Source organism: Lentzea sp. NPDC092896, assembly GCF_044754905.1.
Classification (GTDB): Bacteria; Actinomycetota; Actinomycetes; order Mycobacteriales; family Pseudonocardiaceae; genus Lentzea.
On sequence record NZ_JBIVPX010000002.1, the window covers coordinates 64,766 to 83,882 of the forward strand.

At 69.7% G+C, this 19,117-nt stretch carries 15 protein-coding genes; 1 reads left to right on the plus strand and 14 read right to left on the minus strand.

Features of this window, described 5'->3' with window-relative positions:
- Positions 1 to 48: 48 nt before the first annotated feature.
- The 3 genes from ACIQF0_RS11900 to ACIQF0_RS11910 form a co-directional block, all read right to left on the minus strand.
- On the minus strand, positions 49 to 2,733 hold the full coding sequence (locus ACIQF0_RS11900) for an AfsR/SARP family transcriptional regulator (protein WP_401028003.1): 2,685 nt from the start codon (positions 2,731 to 2,733) through the stop codon (positions 49 to 51).
- A gap of 310 nt (positions 2,734 to 3,043) precedes the next feature.
- Complete coding sequence (locus ACIQF0_RS11905; RefSeq protein ID WP_401028005.1) at positions 3,044 to 3,667, minus strand: TetR/AcrR family transcriptional regulator; 624 nt, start codon at positions 3,665 to 3,667, stop codon at positions 3,044 to 3,046.
- Positions 3,668 to 3,676: 9 nt separating this feature from the next.
- Positions 3,677 to 5,998 (minus strand): glycoside hydrolase family 3 C-terminal domain-containing protein, encoded by a 2,322-nt coding sequence (locus ACIQF0_RS11910; RefSeq protein ID WP_401028007.1) that lies wholly within the window; start codon positions 5,996 to 5,998, stop codon positions 3,677 to 3,679.
- Between the two features lie 163 nt (positions 5,999 to 6,161).
- Between ACIQF0_RS11910 and ACIQF0_RS11915 the strand changes: the two genes are divergently transcribed.
- Positions 6,162 to 6,863 carry a BTAD domain-containing putative transcriptional regulator gene (locus tag ACIQF0_RS11915; RefSeq protein ID WP_401028010.1) on the plus strand — a complete coding sequence of 234 codons (702 nt, stop codon included), beginning with the start codon at positions 6,162 to 6,164 and terminating at the stop codon, positions 6,861 to 6,863.
- 166 nt (positions 6,864 to 7,029) lie between these two features.
- Here the strand turns inward: ACIQF0_RS11915 and ACIQF0_RS11920 are convergent, their stop codons facing one another.
- The 11 genes from ACIQF0_RS11920 to ACIQF0_RS11970 form a co-directional block, all read right to left on the minus strand.
- Positions 7,030 to 9,237 (minus strand): hypothetical protein, encoded by a 2,208-nt coding sequence (locus ACIQF0_RS11920; RefSeq protein WP_401028012.1) that lies wholly within the window; start codon positions 9,235 to 9,237, stop codon positions 7,030 to 7,032.
- An 87-nt stretch (positions 9,238 to 9,324) separates the two neighbouring features.
- Positions 9,325 to 10,692 carry an FGGY-family carbohydrate kinase gene (locus tag ACIQF0_RS11925; RefSeq protein ID WP_401028015.1) on the minus strand — a complete coding sequence of 456 codons (1,368 nt, stop codon included), beginning with the start codon at positions 10,690 to 10,692 and terminating at the stop codon, positions 9,325 to 9,327.
- On the minus strand, positions 10,689 to 12,164 hold the full coding sequence (locus ACIQF0_RS11930; protein ID WP_401028018.1) for an FAD-binding oxidoreductase: 1,476 nt from the start codon (positions 12,162 to 12,164) through the stop codon (positions 10,689 to 10,691). Before ACIQF0_RS11930 ends, ACIQF0_RS11925 begins: the two co-directional genes overlap by 4 nt.
- An 18-nt stretch (positions 12,165 to 12,182) precedes the next feature.
- On the minus strand, positions 12,183 to 12,950 hold the full coding sequence (locus tag ACIQF0_RS11935) for an SDR family oxidoreductase (protein ID WP_401028021.1): 768 nt from the start codon (positions 12,948 to 12,950) through the stop codon (positions 12,183 to 12,185).
- Positions 12,950 to 14,362, minus strand: coding sequence for an NAD-dependent succinate-semialdehyde dehydrogenase (locus tag ACIQF0_RS11940; protein WP_401028024.1), 1,413 nt, complete (start codon positions 14,360 to 14,362; stop codon positions 12,950 to 12,952). Before ACIQF0_RS11940 ends, ACIQF0_RS11935 begins: the two co-directional genes overlap by 1 nt.
- 11 nt (positions 14,363 to 14,373) lie before the next feature.
- A complete protein-coding gene (locus tag ACIQF0_RS11945) occupies positions 14,374 to 15,264 on the minus strand; it encodes an NAD(P)-dependent oxidoreductase (protein ID WP_401028026.1) in 891 nt (296 codons plus the stop codon).
- Positions 15,261 to 15,764, minus strand: a complete 504-nt coding sequence (fae, locus tag ACIQF0_RS11950; protein WP_401028029.1) for a formaldehyde-activating enzyme — start codon at positions 15,762 to 15,764, stop codon at positions 15,261 to 15,263. The genes ACIQF0_RS11945 and fae overlap by 4 nt, the downstream gene beginning before the upstream one ends.
- A complete protein-coding gene (locus ACIQF0_RS11955) occupies positions 15,764 to 16,684 on the minus strand; it encodes a glycine betaine ABC transporter substrate-binding protein (protein WP_401028032.1) in 921 nt (306 codons plus the stop codon). Before ACIQF0_RS11955 ends, fae begins: the two co-directional genes overlap by 1 nt.
- A gap of 28 nt (positions 16,685 to 16,712) precedes the next feature.
- The gene (locus ACIQF0_RS11960; RefSeq protein ID WP_401028036.1) at positions 16,713 to 17,459 is read right to left on the minus strand and encodes an ABC transporter permease; all 747 of its coding nucleotides are present in this window, start codon (positions 17,457 to 17,459) and stop codon (positions 16,713 to 16,715) included.
- Positions 17,456 to 18,427 carry an ABC transporter ATP-binding protein gene (locus tag ACIQF0_RS11965; RefSeq protein ID WP_401028039.1) on the minus strand — a complete coding sequence of 324 codons (972 nt, stop codon included), beginning with the start codon at positions 18,425 to 18,427 and terminating at the stop codon, positions 17,456 to 17,458. Before ACIQF0_RS11965 ends, ACIQF0_RS11960 begins: the two co-directional genes overlap by 4 nt.
- Entirely contained in the window at positions 18,420 to 19,073 is a 654-nt protein-coding gene (locus ACIQF0_RS11970; protein WP_360035839.1) for an ABC transporter permease, read from the minus strand. Before ACIQF0_RS11970 ends, ACIQF0_RS11965 begins: the two co-directional genes overlap by 8 nt.
- Positions 19,074 to 19,117 lie beyond the last annotated feature (44 nt).

Sequence of the window (19,117 nt, forward strand, 5' to 3'; positions counted from 1 at the left end):
TGAAGAAACGCGATACGGCACGGATCGCGCTTTGCTTGATCTCACGGGCTACAGGCGGCCGCGCACCTCGTCGGCCTTGGGTTCGCCCAGCTCCTCGAACAACGTCACGGACTCCAGCCAGCACTTCTCCGCGCCCCGGCGGTCGCCGAGCCCGTCCAGCGCCAGCCCGAGGTTGTCCAGCGACTCGGCCTGCCCGTAGAGGTCGCCGATCGCCCGGAACGTCTCCAGCGCCCGGTCGACGTACGACACGGCCTGGGGGAAGTCGAGCAGCCCCCGGTACACCTCGCCGATGTTGTTGAGCAGGATCGCCTCGCTGTACGGGTCCTTGATGTCCTTGCGGATCTCCAACGCCCGCAGGTACCGCGCCAGCGCGACGTCGAACCGTCCGGCGTCGGCGTGCAGCAGCGCGATGTTGTTCAGCGTCACGGCTTCCGAGTGCAGGTTGCCGAGTTCACGCGCGATCTCGGCGGACTGCTCGTAGCACGCCAGCGCGTCCTCGGAGCGGCCCTGCACCATGTAGACGATGCCGAGGTTGTTGAGAGTGGGCTCCTGACGGGCCTTGTCGCCGGTCGCGCGGAAGATCGCGAGTGCCTGCTGGTTGCACTCGATGGACTCTTCGTGCCGCCGGACCTCGCGCAACGCGATGCCCAGCGTGATCAGCATCCTGCCCTCGGCGTTGCGGTCGCCGACCGATCGTGCGGCGGCCAGCGCGACGCCGTGCGTGTCGAGCCAGTCCGCCCAGTGCTTGCGCAGGTTGAAGAAGTCCCACAGGCATTGAGCCAGGCTCCAGCAGTGCTCCGGCAGTTCGTGGCCGGCGGCGTCGCGCACCGCGGCGACCAGGTTCGCGCGTTCCGTGTCGCACCACAGCAGAGCGGCGTCGCGATCGGCGAACGAACGTGCGTGCACGACCGGGTCCGCGGGGCTGATCTCCAGTTTGCGCTGGGGGTTGAGCTGCTGCGCGCTCCGCCACGACGTGTGGACGTACCAGTCGAGCACGCGGCGCCGCGCCAACGCGCGAGCGGGCGGCGGTTCGGCGGCGGTGACCTGCTCGACGGCGTACGTGCGCAGCAGGTCGTGCAGGCTGTAGCGGCCTGGGGTGTGTTGCTGCAACAGGTGTTCGTCGAGCAACGTCTCCAACAGGTCGGCCGCCTCGTGCGGGGTCAGCCCGGCGAGTGCGGCGGCCGAGTCGGCGGAGAAGTCCTCTCCCGGATGGAGTCCGAGGAGTCGAAACAGACGCCTCTGGTTGTCCGGCAGCGCCTGGTACGAGAGGTCGAACACGCCCCGGACACCGAGACCGCCTCCCCGCTCGAGCTGGTCCACCAGGTCGCGCGTCGTCCACTGTGGACGGCGGGCGAGCCGCTTGGCCGCCAGCGCCACGGCGATCGGCAGGTGCCCGCACAGCTCCGCGATCCGTTCCGCGGCCTCGCGATCGGCCTGCACGCGGTCCTCGCCGGCGATCCTGGAGAGCAGCGCGAGCGCCTCGCCTGGCGTGAAGACGTCGAGGAACAGCGAACTCACGCCGTCCAGCCGCAGCAGCGTGCGGCGGCTGGTGATCAGCACCATGCAGGTGGCGCTGCCCGGCAGCAGCGGCCGCACCTGGTCCTCGCCGGCGGCGTTGTCGAGCAGCACCAACGCGCGCTTGCCCGTGAGCCGGTCGCGGTAGAGCGCGGCCCGTTCCTCGAGCGACGCGGGGATCTGCCCGCCGGGCACGCCGAGCAGCCGCAGGAAGCTCTCCAGCACGGCGGACGGGTCCGCGGGCAGCTCGTCGGCGTCGAAGCCGTGCAAGTCGGCCCACAGTTGGACATCCGGGTAACGCCGAACGAGCCGGTGGGCCGCGCGGACGGCCAGCTTCGTCTTGCCGACCCCGGCCATGCCCTCGATCGCGGAGATCACGACGGTGGTCTGGGGGCCGGGCTCGCACAGCCGCCGCAGCTCGGACTCCCGGCCGGTGAACTCGGCGATGTCCATCGGCAGCTGGCGATGCGCGTTCAAAGCCGCGGGCGAGGGCACCCGGCTTTCGAGGATCACCTGCTGCAACTGGCGCAACCGCGCGCCCGGCTCGACGCCGATCTGCTCGACCACGTGCCTGCGGGCCGTCGCGAAGGCCTCCAGCGCCTCGCTGCGACGGCCCGAGCGATCCAGTGCCAGCATCAGCTGGGCCCAGAGCTCCTCGCGCAACGGGTGCAGCGCGGTCTCCCGCCGCAGCCGGTCGATCACGTCGTCGAACCGGCCGAGTTCCAGCGACGTCTTCGCGAACCGCTCGACCGCGGTGAGACGGCGTTCCTGGATCCGGGTGAACTCGGCGCGCAGCAACGGTCCCGCGTTGAGCTCGGCGGTCGGAATGCCGTGCCACCCGGCCAGTGCCTGGCCGAAGAGGTCCGCGGCCGCTTCCGCGTCGTTGTCCGCCAGTGCGGTCTCGCCCTCGCGGACGAGCCGGTCGAACGCGTCGAGATCCAGTTCGCCGGGTTCGACCACGAGCTGGTAGCCGTGGCCGGGATGCGTTATCAGCCGTTCACCGAGAACTTTGCGCAACCCGGCGACGTACGTGCGCAGGTTCGACTCGGGCGACACCGGCGGTGAATCCCAGACCGCCTCCGTCAGTTGTGCGACGCTGACCGCCTCGTTCGCGTGCAGCAACAGCATGGTGAGCACCGCGCGCTGCCGGGGTCCGCCCAGCTCCAGCAGTGTGCCCGTCCGCCGTACCGCCAGCGAACCGAGCAGCAGGAACTCCACGGGTATATCGCTCCTCGATGATCCAGGCGTTGGGGTGCACAGCCATCCTCGCGCACTTCCTGACGGTCTGTGCACGGCCTGGGCGAAATCTGTGCACGCCCCCTGTCATCTTTGTGTCCAGATCCGGTACCTGCGCCGCCGGGCCCGAGAAACTCCCGGGAGTGGGGGTCGGCGCAGTTGCCGGATCTGGTTCCCCCAGAACCCGGCCGGCGTGTGAAAGTCACCGCGCACGTCGGCCACCTTTCGCAAGACCGGTGGCCCGGACGGGTCCCCCAGACTGAACCGGGCCACCACCTTGCTTCCTGGGCTCTCAGAGAGCCCAGCGGGCGCGCAGAATTCCTGCGAAAGCCTCGAATTCGGCCGTCATCGACACCTCGTCCGGTTGGAGCAGCCACTGCTGCTGCAATCCGTCGATCACCGCGATGGTCGTGCGCACGATCGAACCCACCGGCGCGTCTGCCGCGATCTCGCCGCGTTCCTGGCCTGAGCGCACGGCATCGCCCAGCCATCGCTGCAGACCGCTGTAGTGCTCCCGCACCCACGTGTGCGCGGGATGGGCGAGTTCGGTCGCCTCGGCGGCCAGCCGCACGAACAGGCCGACCAGGTGCGGCCGCGTCGAGTTGCGCGCCACCAGTGCGGCCAGCGCGTCGAACGCCGCCCAGCCCAGTGGAGGACCCGAGCCGCCGGCCAGGAACTCGCCGTCCTGCCGGTCGCGTTCCTCCAGGACGGCCGTCAGCAGGGCTGCCTTGCTCGGGAAGTGGTGCAGCAGACCGGACTGCGAGAGCCCGGTCTTCGCCGCCACGGCGGCCACCGAGGTTCCCTTGAAACCGGTCAGCGCGAACAGTTCGGTCGCCACGGCCACGGCCTTGGCCCTGGACTCCTCACCAGAGGCGTCCACCCGCGACTTGGCCCGGTATCGGGGCGGGACCGACACGGCGTCACCTCACTCCTGATCAGCGGGCAGGGTAACGCGGACGTCGCCGAGCCCGCGGGCGATCAGCACCTCGCCGCCGGTGACCGGCTGCCAGCCGTCCGCCCACACCCGTTGGACCCGCGGCTCGCACGGCACCTCGACCTGGACTTTCTGCCCCGCCTCGACGTCCGCCACCGCGAAGCCGATGAGCCGGACGGGCTCGTCCTGAGGCCGCAGGTAGACCTGCACGACCTCGCGCCCCGGCCGTTCGCCGGTGTTGGTGAGCTCCACGGACACGGACGTGACCACACCATCCACAGTGGACTGAGAGGCGGCGCCGTACTCCCAGGTCGTGTAGCCCAGACCGTGACCGAACCAGAACAACGGATCACTCGCGCCCCGGTAGCCGATCGCGGTGCCTTCGGAGTACACCAGCTCGCCGTCGGACGGAATCAGCGGCAGCGCGTCGGAGTCGGCCCGCGGGAACGTCGTGACCAGGCGCCCGGCCGGTTCGATCTGGCCGAGCAACGCGGCCGCGACGGCGTCCCCGGCCTCCTGGCCGGGCAGTCCCGCCCACAGCACGGCGTCGACCTGCGCGAGCCACGGCATGAGCACCGGCGTGGCGGCGTTCACCACGACCACCGTGCGCTTGGCGGCCGCCGCCACCGCCGCGACCAGCGCGTCCTGCTCGCCGGGCAACGCGAGCGTGGTCTTGTCGAAGCCCTCGGTCTCCTGCTCCTCGGTGAGGCCGACGACCACGACCGCCACGTCGGCCTCGCGCGCGGCCCGCACGGCGGCACCGATCGCGTCGGCGGGAGCACGGGGGACCGGCTGGGTGATCAGGCCGACCAGCGCGCTGGCCTCGCGGACGCGGGCCGTGATCCGGTCGCCGGGGGACAGCAGGACCTCGGCCGTCCAGTGCGGCGGCTTCAGCAGCGCCTCCTCGACGATGCCGTTCGCCCAGGCCAGCAGGGTGGCGTACTGGCGTCCGGCGACGTCCAGCGTCCAGTCGCCGAACCCGCGCACGCCGATCAGCATCCGCGTCGGCTCGTCCAGCACGACCTCGCCGGACACCTCGATCGACGCCGCGCCCTGCGCCCATCCGCCGTACGCGGCGAGTTCGGCGATCTCCATCTCGCGTGACGCCAGCACTGCGCCGTCGGCGTCGTACGTCGTGGCGCGGATGTCCTTCAACACCCCGGGACCGGGAGCGGCGTACCGCAGCCGGACCTCCACACCGTCCACAACGGACACCGCGTCGCCGAGCTGCGAGGTCAGGCCGTCCGCGATGCTGATGACGTGCGGCGGCCGCACCCCGGCCGATCCGCCGCCCTGCGCGACGGTGTCGATCGCGTGCCGTCCGATGAGCGCGACACGAGAGTCCTGCAACGGCAGCACACCGGAGTTCTTCAGCACGGTCATGCCACCCGCCGCGAACCTCCGCAGCTGCTCGCGGCGAAGCGTGCTGTCGGGCGCGGGCAGATCGTCAGGCCAGGAGCGCTGCTCGCCTAGCGCCCCGGTCCGCGCCGCCAGGAGCAGCAACCGGCCCAGGTGGTCGTCGATGGTCGACTCGGCGACCTCGCCGGCCCGCACGGCCGCGACCAGCTTGTCCTCCCACGGCCCGCCGGGTCCGGGCATGGCCAGGTCGAGGCCGCCGTTGGCGCTGGCCGCCGTGGACTTCGTGGCGAACCAGTCGGACATGAGCAGGCCGTCGAAACCCCACTCGCCCTTCAGCACGCCCTCGACCAGTTCGGTGTGCTCGGTCGCGGGGACGCCGTTGACCAGGTTGTAGGCCGCCATGATCGCCCACGGCGCGGAGTCCTCGACCACGATCTCGAACGGCAGCAGGTAGATCTCGCGCAACGTCTTCTCGTCCAGCACCATGCTCGCGGTTCGCCGCTCGGTCTCGGACTCGTTCGCCACGTAGTGCTTCGGCGTCGCCGCGATGCCCTTGTCCTGCAGCCCCCGCACGTACGCGGCGGCGATCACGCCGGTGAGCAGCGGATCTTCGCTGTAGGCCTCGAACAGCCGGCCGCCGAGCGCCGTGCGGTGCAGGTTGATCGTCGGGCCGAGCACGACGTGGACCTGTTGTGCCGCGGCCTCGTCCGCGAGCACCTCGCCGACCTCGCGGGCCAGCGCCGGATCCCAGTGCTGGGCCAGCAACGTGGCGTTCGGCAGCACGCACGCGATCGTGCCGCCGCGCAGTTCGGCGCCGCGGACACCGGTCGGGCCGTCGGACACCTTCAGCGACGCCAGCCCGATCTCCGGCTCCGGGTGCAGCGCGAACAGCGCGGAGCCGGTGAGCAGCCGGACCTTCCGCGGCAGGTCGAGCCGGGCTGCCAAATCGATCATGGCTGCTTTCTCGATGTCCATGCGTCCGAGCAGACCAGAACTACCGACCGAGTGGTCGGTCGGTAGACCGTGCTGTTATCGCTCGGTTATCTCGCCGTGATGTGACGCCACGCGGCACACTCGTGGCACGCCTCTACCTGTGTCCAAGGGGAGGGGAATGGTGATGAAGATCGAGGTGCGGCTGCTCGGGCCGCTCGAGGTGCGCGGACCGAACGGACCGGTGCACTTCACCGGGGCACGGCGGCGGGCCGTGTTCGCGTTGCTGGCGTTGCGCACCGGCCGTCTGGTGTCGAGGTCGGCACTGGTCGACGGCCTGTGGGGCGAGGACGTGCCGCCCACGGGGACCAAGACGCTGCAGGGGCATGTCGCGAAGGTCCGAAGAGCGCTGGAGCTGGCCGGCGCGGACGGCGTGGTGCTGACGCGCGAGCCCGGCTACCTGCTCGACGTCACGCAGGTCGTGGTCGACGTCGAGGAGTTCGACGAACACCTGCGCTGCGGCCGGTACGCGGAGGCGCTGGCGTTGCACCGCGGCGATCCGCTGGCGGACTGCCCGGTCGAGGGCTGGGCGGGCGCGGAGATCGTGCGGCTGCGGGAGGCGCTGGCGTTCGCGGAGGAGAACCAGGCGGCGGCGCTGTGCCTGGACGGCCGGTACGCCGAGGCGATCACCCAGCTCGAACGGCTCGTCGCGCTCTACCCGTTGCGGGAGTCGTTGTGGGAGCTGCTGATGGAGGCCCAGCACCGGGCCGGCCGCGCGGGTGACGCGCTGCGGACCTACCGGCGGGTGCGGGCGCTGCTCGTCGAGGAGTTCGGCCTGGAACCCGGTTCGGCGTTGCGGCGCAGGGAGGCCGCGGTGCTGGCCGGGTAGGGGCTCCGCGGCTCGTGTCGGGGGTGCGAGCCGCGGAGCTGGATCGTGGCTCGCCCTGGGGGGTGCGAGCCACGATCCGGTTCTCCCCCCGAAGAACCTGTTCTCCCCTTGCCGCGAAAGTCTGCGGATCCGCGGTGGCCAAACGGTTGCCGCGCGGTGGTCAAGATCAGCCGGGCTGGTACGAGCAGTGATAGCCCGTGGTCACGGCCTCGCGCAACGCGTCCGCCGTCGACGGCTCGGTCGCCGCGATCGTGTCGATGGCGCGGCGGATCGCCTTGCGCACGGCGGTTCTGGCGCGTTCGGCAGGGCCCGCGAAGTTCCGGCCGCGGCCGCCCATGCCGGTCTCGCGTTCGAGGTGGCTGAGCAACGCCTCCAGCTCGGCCTCGGCTCGCGGCGTCGGGTGGTCGTCGAGTTGCGCGCGCAGGTCGCGGATGCGCGTGAGATAGGCGGCGCGGGCCACGGGATCGAGCACCGGCTGGTTGCCGCTGTCCTGCCCGCCGACGAGTTCCAGCGCGGCGATCTCGACGCCCGGATCGGCCACGAGCCGCGCGAGGTAGCGCATGCCCACCAGGTCCTCGACGCGGGTTTCCCTGCCGTGGTGGGAGACGATCCACCACGCGTTCTCCTTGCGGATCGTGATCCGGCCGGACAGCCCGTCACGGGCCTGTGCCCACATCGCGGCGCGGGCGGTCATGCCGATCGCGTTCGCGTCGTTGATGGCGACGTCGAACAACGCCCTGCCGCGTTCGCCGCCGACGGTCTGGGCGAGCGTGGCGCGGGCGTAGGCGGTCATCGGCAGGTTGCCGAGCCGGATGTTGGTGGTGACAGCGCGTTCCAGGTGTTCGGTGGCGAGAGCGGGCTCGCCGAACGTCGTGGCGGCGATGCCCAGCAGCAGTTCGGTCGAGCCGAAGCAGACGATCGCCGTGGCCGGCACGACGGGCAGCGGTGCGAAGGGTTCGAGCAGTCGGTAGGCCTCGCGGGCGATGTCCGCCTCGCCCAGCGCCGCGGCCACGTGCACCACGCAGAACAGGCACGTGATCCAGGTGCTGGACAACGGAACCGCCGTGAGTCCGTTGATCGTCAGCCGGTGCAACGCCGACCGCGCGCGATCCCGTTGGCCCGCTTCGAGGGCCAGCAACGCGAGTGCGGCCTCGAAGCTGAACTCCAGATCCGGCAACGTGGGGGAGTGCGTGACCTGCTCGGCCAGGTCGACCAGCTCACCGCCGCGGCCCTGCAACCAGCGGATCGCGAACAGATGGGTGCTGTGAAACGTCTCCGCGTCCACGTCGCCCGCCTCGAGCCCGAGTCTCAGGCAGGCCAGGGACTTCTGCTCGGCCTCCGCGAACCGGCCGGCCCGGATCGTCCGCATGACGTCCATCGCGGCGTGGAAGAACAGCAGCGCCGGATAGCCGGACGCCCGGCGCGCCAGCTCGACCTGCGAGCGTTCCGCGTGCGGGTCGCCCAGGCAGAACAGGTCCATCGTGCGGCGGCACAGACCGCTGAGCGCCAACAGGTCCAGGCCCGCCGCCGACGCCACGGAGATCAGTTCGTCGGCCAGCGCCAGCCGGAAGGCCGTGTGCTCCGGGGACCACAACGCGTGATGTGCCAACGACAGTGCCTCGGCCAGGGTCAGCTGGTCGCCGGTGTTCCTGGCCTGCTCCAACGCCTCCAGCACGCACTCGGTCTCGCGCCGGTCGTAGGCGTGCTCGGCCGCGAGCCTGGTGACCAGCCGGGTGCGCAGCGGTTCGGGCGGCTGGGCGGCGACGGCCTCGCGCAGCCGGGCGATCGCGAGTGCTCGGTCGGCCCGGCCGCGGAACTTGTTGACCCACATGCCCGGCAGGCCGAGTGCCGCCTCCGGATCGCCGTCGCGCGCGGCCTGGTCGAGCAGGTCCCGTGCCTCGGTGATCCGGCCCCTGGCCAGCACGGCGTGCGCCCGTTCGACGAGCCGGACCGCGTCGTCCAGCGCGGTGGTGCCGGTGGAGGTGACAACGATGACGACGGGCAGCTGGTGGACGGTTCCGGCCACCAGCTGCGTCAGCTGGAACGCTTCCTCGCCCGCCAGGTCGACGTCGTCCATCAGGATCAACGCGGGCGTGCGCTTGAGGACGTCGACGACCTTCTGCGCGCACACGTCGGGTTCGGCGTCCAGCGCGGCCGCGTCGCCGCCCAGGCCGGCGAGGATCGCGTGCCACGGCCAGTACGGCGGGGCGTCCGCGCGGCAGGTCGTCCAGACGACGGCCAGCCCCTGTGCCTGGGCCTGCTCCACGGCCTGGACCAGGTACTGCGTCCGTTCGGCGCCCGGCGGCCGGTTGACCGCGACGAGCTGCCCAGAGCCCAGTTCCGCCCGTTCGAACGCCGACTCCGGCACCAGCACCGCTTCACCCTCGAATGCACTTCTTCAGCCAGGACTGGGGAAACCTAGCGGAGGACGGTGACCGGCACGTACGCGGTCAACACGCATTTAGAGGTGCATTGATGCGAACAGCGGATCGGTGTACTCCGTGATGCGGGCGTGGTCCCGCGCGATCTGCTCGTACGACTCGACGTCGGAGGGCGTGAAGACGTCGGCCGTGGTGACCATCGCCTTGACCGCGCTGTCCCAGTCCGGGTGCACACCGCTGCCGACCGCCGCGCAGATCGCGGCGCCCAGACCGGCGGCGTCGCTCATCCTCGTGCGCCGCACCGGCCGTCCGAACACGTCGGCGAAGATCTGCATCATCAGGTCGGACCGCGACCCGCCGCCGGACACGATCAGCTCGGGGAACTCACGCCCCAACGCCTGCGCCATCGCCGCGCTGTGCCGGTTCATGGTCAGCGCGATGCCTTCCAGGATCGACCGGTACACGTGGTGGCGGCCCTGGGTGCCGTCGAACCCGAGGAGTGCGCCGCGCCGGTACGGGTGGTCGCCGGGTGCCAGCCAGTCGAGCACGGTCATCAGCCCGCCGCAGCCCGGTTCGACGTTCGCCGCACCGGCCTCCAGCTCGCCCAGATCGGAGTCGACCAGCTGCCGGTACCAGCTGACCGTCCACATGCCGCGCCGGATTCCGTTGCTCTCGTACAGGTATTTGCCCGGGACCGAACCGAAGTTCGACCAGAACCGGCCCTCGGGATCGATCGTGTGCTGGTCTCCCGTGGTCATCGCGGCGATGTAGGTGCCCAGCGACACCAGCAACTCGTCGCCGAGTCCGCTGCCCAGTGCCTCGACCGCCTTGTCGTTGGAGGTCGCGTACACCGGCAGTCCGGCGGGCAGGCCGGTCGCTTCGGAGGCCTCCGCGGTGACGGTCCCGAGCAACGCGCCGGGGTCGACCAGCTCGAACAGCTCCTCGCGGCGCATCCCGGTGTCCGCATAGGACGGTGATGAATCCGGCCAGCGCCAGGTCTCGTGGTCGATCGGCCACATGCCCTCGTAGTTGCCCGCTGTGTCGCGGCGTTCGCCGGTGAGCCGGAACGTCACGTACCCCGAGGAGGTCGTGACGTACCGGATCACCTCGTCGTCCCATTGTCGTTGCCCGAGCCGGTCGTCCATCCAGCTCAGCAACGGCTCCGCCAGCGTCCCGTCGGCTTTCAGCAGTGCCCGGCAGAACCGGATCGTGCACAGGCCGACGCCCGCGATCTCGCCCGGTGCGCCGGTGAACCGTTGCATGGCCTCGGTGCAGGCTTCAGAGATCGAGTCCCACACGTCGTCGTCCGGGTGCACGACCTGGCCCGGCCGCGGGTGCTCGTACGGCCGCAGCGGGCGCTGGGCGGAGGCGTGCACCCGGCCGACCTCGTCGACGATCGACACCTTCGTGCTCTGCGAGCCGTTGTCGATCGCGATCAGGTAGCTCATGACACCGGGAAGATCGTGCCGGCGTTCATGATCCCGTTCGGGTCGAAGCCGCGCTTGAGCACCTCCAGGAGGTGGTAGGCGCTGCCGTGCTCCTCGCGCGTCCACGGCGTGCGGTACTTGCCGATGCCGTGGTGGTGCACCATGGAACCGCCCAGCCGCAACGATTCCTCGACGATGATCGCGTTGAGCGGGATGTGGTACTCGGTGATCTCCTGCTCCGGCTTGCAGGTGATGTCGTAGTCGTAGACGAAGTAGAGGTTCGTGCCGGTCTGGTAGCTGTGCGACGAGTGCGCGCCGAGCATCGTGAGGTCGGCGAAGCGCGGGAACTCGGTCCGCACCCGGTTCATGATCGCGTCGTAGAGCGGCGTGACGTTCGACCAGTCGACCGAGACCTCGGTGGTGTAGCCGAGGTGCTGCGTCTCCAGCATGGCGCGCTTCTCGGCGTCGATCTTGTCCTGGCCCCAGTTGAGGTTGTCGAACCACTCGACGATCAGCTTGGGATCCACGGCCTCGGTGCCCGCGAACGTCTTCTCGATCGCCTCGGCGGTGGCCCGCGCGATGCCCTCCGGGCCTTCCGCGACGAGCACGACCACGTTCTTGTTGCCCGAGAAGTGGCTGAAGTGCTGGTTCGCGTCCTCGGGCGAGTAGACGCGGCAGACGCTGGGCCGGTAGCCGTCGGTGATCAGCGTCCGCAGCCGCTCGACCGCGTCACCGAAGTCGTCGGTGAGGAAGCCGAAGTAGTGGTTGTGCTCCGGCTGGTGGCGGAACAGCTTCACGGTGACCTCGGTGATCACGCACAGCGCGCCCTCGTTGCCGATCACGACGTGCCGGATGTCCGGGCCAGCCGCGCGGCGCGGGACGTTCTTGATCCGGGTGACCGTGCCGTCCGGGAACACCGCCTCCAAGCCCACGACCATGTCCTCGATCCCGCCGTACAGCGTGGAGAACTGGCCGATCGACCGGGTCGCGACGAGGCCGCCCATCTGCGCGAGCGGCTTGGACTGCGGCGAGTGACCGGTCGTCAGTCCCCGTTCGCGCAGCGCGTCCTCCAGTTGCTGCAACGGAACGCCGCACTGCGTGGTGACCATCATGTTGACCGGGTCGATCCGGACGATGGCGTCCATTGTGGAGCCGTCGAGGACGACGGTGTTCTCCACCAGCGTCTCCAGCCCGCCCTCGGTCGCGGTTCGGCCGGTGCGAGGCACGACGTTGATCCGGTGCTCGTTCGCGAACGCCAGCACCTTGCTGACCTCGTCGGTGGACCCCGGCTTGACGATCGCGGCCGGGATCGGTCCGGTGAAGATGCCGTGCACGGACGTGTACTTGCGGAACCGGTCGACGCTCGCGTCCCGCAGTTCGTGCTCGTCGGTGGAGACCTTCGCGGAGCCGAGAAGGTCGGTGAGGCCGGCGACGATCTGCTCGCGGCTCAGGTCGGAGGCGGAGGGAACGGAGGGCGGCGGTGCAGGAAACATGGCTCTGCCTTCAGAGAGTCAGCGAACGAGGTATCCGCCGTCGACCACCAGCGTGTGGCCGTTGACGTAGTCGGAGGCGCGGCAGGCGAGGAACACCAGCGCGCCCATGAGGTCGCTCGGATCGCCCCAGCGTCCGGCCGGGATGTGGTCGATCACGCGCTGGTTGGTCTCGGGATCCGAGCGGGTGGCCTCGGTGATCTTCGTGGCGAAGTAGCCCGGCGCCAGTGCGTTGACCTGGATGTTGTGCTGTGCCAGTTCGTCGCAGTAGGCCTTGGTGAACCCGGCGATGCCGTGCTTGGTCGCGGCGTAGGCGGGGGACTGGCGGCCGCCCAGGAACGAGAACAGCGACGCGATGTTGATGATCTTCCCGGACCGCTGCGGGATCATGTACCTGGTCGCCTCGTGGGCCAGTTCGAAGGCCGCGGTCAGGTTGACCGCGATCATCGGGTCCCACTTGGCGCGGTCGAAGTTCTCCACGTCGTCGAGCAGGCTGATGCCGGCCGAGTTGACGACGATGTCGACGGAGCCGAACTGCTCGAAGCACGCGTCCACAACGGACGCGCACGCGCCCGGTGCCGTGATGTCGGCGGTCATCCCGCCGAACCGCTGTCCTTGCGCCTCGACGAGTTTCTGCGTCTCGCCGTCGTCGGACACCAGGCTCGGCACGAACACGTCGGCCCCGGCGGCGGCCAGGCCGAGCGCGAACGCCTGGCCCAGCCCCGTGTTGCCGCCGGTGACGATGGCGTTCTTCCCCTTGAGGGAGAACAGGTCCAACCCGAAGTCCATCAGATGCTCCCGAACGGGTCGGATACCGCGACGTACGTGGTCTCGAGGTACTCCTCGATGCCCTCGGCGCCGCCTTCACGGCCGATGCCCGAGTGCTTGACGCCGCCGAACGGAGCGGCGGGGTTCGACACGATTCCCGTGTTGAGGCCGAGCATTCCGGTCTCCAGCGACTCCGCGAGCCGCAGCCCCCGGTTGAGATCACGGGTGTAGGCGAAGCACACCAGGCCGTACTCGGTGGCGTTGGCGAGCCGGACCGCTTCCTCCTCGGTCTCGAAGGTGACGATCGGCGCGACCGGCCCGAAGATCTCCTCCTTCAGCAGGCGGGCGTCCGCGGGCACGTCGGTGAGCACGGTCGCCTCGTAGAAGAAACCCTTGCCCTCCAACGCGACTCCGCCGAGTGCCAGCTGAGCGCCGTGGTCCAGGGCGTCGTCGACCAGTTCGGTGACCTTCGCGCGAGTCTTGGCGTCGACCAGCGGGCCGAGCGGGTAGTCCTTCATGCGGTCGGCCAGCTTCGCCGTGAACTCCGCGGCCACCGAGGAGTGCACCAGGAACCGGTTCGCCGCCACGCAGGCCTCGCCGCCGTTGCGCAGCTTGGCCAGCACGGCTCCGTCGGCGGCCGCGTCGACGTCGGCGTCCCCGAAGACGAGGAACGGCGCGTTGCCGCCCAGTTCCATCGAGACCCGCAGCACCTGGTCGGCGGACTGCGCGATCAGCTTCCTGCCCACCGCGGTCGACCCGGTGAACGACAGCTTGCGCAGCCGCGGATCGGTGAGCAGCGGGCCGGTGACCGCGCCCGGATCGGTCGTGGTGATCACGTTGAGCACGCCCGCGGGGAGTCCGGCCTCGGTCAGCACCTCGGCGAACAGCAACGCGGTCAACGGCGTGAGCTCGGCGGGCTTGAGCACCATCGTGCAGCCTGCCGCGATCGCCGGGGCGATCTTGCGGGTGGCCATGGCGAGCGGGAAGTTCCACGGCGTCACGAACAGACACGGCCCGACCGGCCGTTTCACCGTCACGAGCCTGTTCTTGCCGTCCGGCGCGGTCGTGAACCGGCCGGAGACGCGCGGTGCCTCCTCCGAGAACCACCGCAGGAACTCCGCGCCATAAGCCACCTCGGCCCGCGACTCGGCCAGCGGCTTGCCCATCTCCGAGGTGATGAGTCGCGCGAACTCCTCAGTCCGCGCGGTCACCAGTTCGAAGGCCTTGCGCAGGATCTCGGCCCGTGCGCGCGGCGCGGTCTTCCCCCACGCGGCCTGGGCGGCGACGGCGGCGTCGAGTGCTTTCAGGCCGTCCCGAGGCGTGGCTTCGGCGACCTGCGCCAGAACCTCCTCTGTGGACGGATCCAGCACCTCGAACGTGCGGCCGTCGCTCGAGTCGAGCCACTTGCCGTCGATGTACAACTTGGTGAGCATGGCGGGTCCCCTCACAGCCTCAGGTCGACCCCGATGAGGTCCTCGTAGAGCTTCATCGGGGTCATCTCGCCCGCCCGGTCGCCGTAGCTGGCGCGGGCGCGGCGGAAGATCTGCTCGACGAGCGCGGACAGTTCGGCGGGCACTCCGACGGACGCCGCGAGATCCGTGGACAGGCCGAGGTCCTTGCAGGCCAGCGCGATCGCGAAGCCCTCGTCGTAGTCTCCGTGGTCCAGAACGGACAGCACGTCGTTCTCCACGAAGTTGCTCCGGGCAGGGCTGTTGACGAGCGCGTTGCGCAGCACACCCAGCTCGACACCCGCCTTCACGCCGATCGACAGCACCTCGGCCGTCGCGACCAGGTGCGAGAACCACAGCTGGTTCAGCATCAGCTTCACCGTGTAGCCCGCGCCGTGCGCGCCGACGTGCAGGATGCGTTCCCGGTCTCCCATGGCGTCAAACACAGGCCGGAGGCGGTTCACGTCATCGAGATCGCCGCCGACGAAGATCTGCAACGTGCCGTTCGCCGCACCCACCGACATGCCGCTGACCGGCGCGTCCAGCACGTGCAGGCCCGGGTTCTTCTTGCGGATCTCGTCGGCCACCTCGGGCACCGACGTGGACATGTCGATCCACGTGCCGCTCGGGACCATGCCGGCGAGCACACCGGCCTGGCCGTTCATGACTTCGTGGACGTGCTTGGGCGTGGGCAGCATGGTGATCACGAGGTCGCTGTCGGCGGCGACCTCGGCGGGCGTGTCCGCCCACTTGGCGCCGCCGGCGACCTGCTCGTCCGCCGACTCGCGGCGGATGTCGTTGACCACCAGGGAGAACCCAGCCTTCTGCAGGTTGCGGGTCATGCCGGACCCCATGCTGCCCAGGCCGATGAAACCGACGGTCGTCACGCTCTCTCCTCGGGCGTGTAGAAGGGGTTGCTCGGGGTGTCCTTCGCGGCGAGCACCGCGTCGATCGTCGGCAGGTCCTTGGCGCCGTTGGCAAGTGCTGTCCGAGTGGCCTCACGGTTGTTGCGGTACACGGTGTCCGCGTCGTCGGCGCCGGGATTGACCCAGACCGCCGCGATCAGCACGTGCGTCGAGGTGTCCGGCTCCGGGATGCTGCCGTCGGCCACCGCGTCGGCGACCCCGGCCGCGACCCCGGCCTGCGCGGGGCCCCAGATCAGGAGTCCGTGGTCGTCGTTCGCGGGCGCTGCCTTGGTGACGAACAACGTCATCGGCTTGACCGGCAACGAAGGCCGCAGCACCGCGACGAACGGGACGTGCCCCGCTGAGGGCGTGGCCAGAGCTGTTGCCCACGCGGTGCCGGCTGGTCCGTCACGATGACCGAGCACCGTGTTGACGTGGGCGGCGTTGACGCCGTCCCCGACGAAGCTCTCCCCGATCTGCATCAGATCAGCCCCTGCGCGGTCAGCCACTCCTGCGCGACCTCGTCCGGCTCGTCACCGTCGACGTCGACCTTGGCGTTGAGCTTCTGCATCTCCTCGGTGGTCAGCTTGTCCGCCATGGGCTTCAGCACGTCCGCGATCTTCGGGTGGCTCTTGAGCACGTCGGCCTGCAGCGTGAAGCCGCCCTGGTAGATCGGGAAGAACGCCTTGTCGTCCTGCAGCACGGTCAGCCCGAGCGCGGCGATGCGGCCGTCGGTGGCGAACACCTCGCCGAAGTTGCAGTCCTTGCCGTCCTTGGTGGCGGTGTAGATGACGCCGGTGTCGAGCAGCTTCACGTTGTCCTTGGGCGCGTCGAAGCCGTAGGTCTTCGAGACGCCGGGCCAGCCGTCGTCGCGGGTGGAGAACTCGCTCTCGATGCAGAACGTCCGCTCGTTCGCGGGCAGCTTGGCGAGGTCGCTCATCTTCGTGACGTTCAGTTCCTTCGCCTTCTCGTTGCGGATCGCGAAGGTGTAGGTGTTGTTGAACGGCGCGGGTGCGACCCACGCGATGTTCTTGGCCTCGTCGGCCTTCTTCACCGCGTCGAACTGCTCCTGCTCGGTCTTGATCGGCTGCGTCTGCTTGTTGTAGGTGATCCAGGACGTGCCGGTGTACTCCCAGTAGCCCACGAACTGCTTGTTCTCCAACGCCTGTCGCACGTTCGCCGAGCCGACCAGCTTCGTGTTGGCCTCCAGCGTCGCGCCGTGGGCGTTGAGCAGCTTGGTGGTGAGGTGGGCGAGGACGTACTGCTCGGCGAAGTCCTTCGAGCCGATCTGGCCGGACAGGCCCGCGAGATCACTGGTCTTCGCGGCGGTGTCGGTGGACGGTGAGCTCGAACAGGCGGCCAGCCCGAGGGCCAGCACGCCGACGAGGGCGCGCTTGTACATGGAGGGTTCCTTCGTGGCGGAGGGGGACTCAGAGACCGCGGGGGCGGACGAGGTCCTCGACGAGACCGGCTGCCCAGTCGATGAGGACGGCGATCGCGGCGACGAGCACGGCGCCGACGACGATCACGGGGTAGCGCTGGAGCTTCAGGCCGTTGACGATCATGTCGCCGAGGCCGCCTGCGTTGATGAACGTCGCGATGGTCGCGACACCGACGGAGAACACGAGAGCGGTCCGCAGCCCGGCCAGGATCACCGGTGAGGCCAGCGGGAGCTCGATGCGCCACAGGACTTGGCGCGGAGTCATGCCCATGCCCCTGGCGGCCTCGCGGGTGGCGTGGTCGACCTGTTCGAGGCCGGTCAGGGTGTTGCGCAGCACGGGCAGGAAGCAGTAGGCGACCAGCGAGATCAGGGCGGTGTAGAAGCCCGTCTGCCACACGATCGCCAGCAGGATCACCACACCGACCGCGGGCGTGGCCTGGCCGATGTTGCCCAGTCCGATCACGAACGCGCGGATGGCTTTCGACCGCACCCGGTAGGCGGCGATTCCCGCCGGGATGGCGAGAAGTGCCACCAGGGCGGACGAGGCCACGGTGAGAACGAGGTGTTCCTGAGTCCGTTCGAGCAGGTAGCTCGTGTTGAGCGTGCGCTGCTCGATCGAGTCCAGGGAGAGCGTGCTGAGCCAGAGGAAGAGGACGGCCAGCACGACCACGACCGCGATCGGCGTGGCGAAACGTCTGAGAGCCAGTCGGGGAGCATGTCCGGTGTGGACGGTCATGACGCCTCCACCGGTTGCCTGGCCTTGTTCAGCGCGGCCGAGATCCTCGCGTGGGTCAGGGACCCGCCGCCTCCGGACACGTTCACCCGCTCGGCACCGGTGACCACCAGCAGGTCCAGCGCGTCCCTCAACGACGCGCCGGCGTCGACGGCCGGCGCGGTCGCGTCAGGCGCGTCGAGTTCCACGTCGGCGATCGGGATCAACGCCAGTCGCATCAGGCCCGCGCCGTGGCCGATGAAGCTCGACACGTAGTCGTTGGCGGGGTTGGCGAGGATGTTCGCGGGCGTGTCGAACTGTTCGATCCGGCTGCGTTCGCTCAGCACCGCGATCCGGTCGCCGAGCCGGATGGCCTCGTCGAAGTCGTGCGTGACGAAGATGATCGTCTTGCCGATGTCGGCCTGCAGCTTGAGGAACTCGGCCTGCAGCTTCTGCCGGGTGATCGGGTCGGTGGCGCCGAACGGTTCGTCCATCAGCATCACCGGCGGGTCGGCGGCCAACGCCCTCGCCACGCCGACGCGTTGCTGCTGGCCGCCCGAAAGCTGCTTGGGGTAGCGGTGGGCGAACACCGCGGGGTCGAGCTGGACGGTCCGCAGCAGCTCGTCGACGCGGTCGTTCGTGCGCTCGCGAGACCAGCCGAGGAGCTTCGGCACGGTGGCGATGTTCTCCGCGATCGTCATGTGCGGGAACAGGCCGATCTGCTGGATCACGTACCCGATGTGCCGGCGCAGTTCGTTGGGGTCCAGCGACAGCACGTCCTGGCCGTCGATCGTGATCGACCCCGACGACGGCTCGATGATCCGGTTGATCATCTTCATCGTCGTGGTCTTGCCGCAGCCGGACGGCCCGACGAACATGACCAGCTCGCCGGGGTGGACCGACAGCGAGAAGTCCTCGACGGCCGCCTGGTGCTGGCCCGCGTACAGCTTGGTGACGTGGCTCAGTTCGATGCCGACTCCAGGCTCAGACACGGAGACCCCTAGAAGTGCTGTAGCGGGCGATGAGGACGAAGGCGCCGTCGAGGAGCAGGGCCAGCAGAACGACGCAGACCGTGCCGGTGAGCGTGAAGTTCAGCGCGTTGACCGAGCCGAGCGAGGACAGGCCCTTGAAGATGTAGAGGCCGAGACCGGGACCAGCGACGTAGGCCGCGATCGCCGCGATGCCGACGGTGAGCTGCGCCGCGACCCGGATGCCGGTGACGATGACCGGCCAGGCGAGCGGCAGCTGGATGCTGATGAGGGTCTTCGCGGGTGTCATCCCCATGCCCCTGGCCGACTCGATGAGGTGTGCGGGCACCTCCCGCAGGCCGACCACGGTGTTCCGCACGATCGGCAGCAGCGAGTAGAAGACCAGCGACACCACCGTCGGTGCCCACCCGAGCCCGAGCACGGGACTCAGCAGCGCGAGCAGTGCCAGCGACGGGATGGTGATGGCGATACCGGCGGCGGTGAGCGCCGCGGTGCGCGGGACGTTCTTGTCCCACACCAGAAGTCCGATCAGAACGCCGAGGAGAGTGGCGATGGCGAGACTCAGGGCCACCACGGCGAGGTGTTGCAGCGTCAGCGTGACGAGGTCTTCCCAGCGGCGGGCCAGGAACACGTCGAGAGAACCGGACACGGGGCCTCCTTTCGGCGTCGGTGCCGATGGCCGGGAACGGTAGA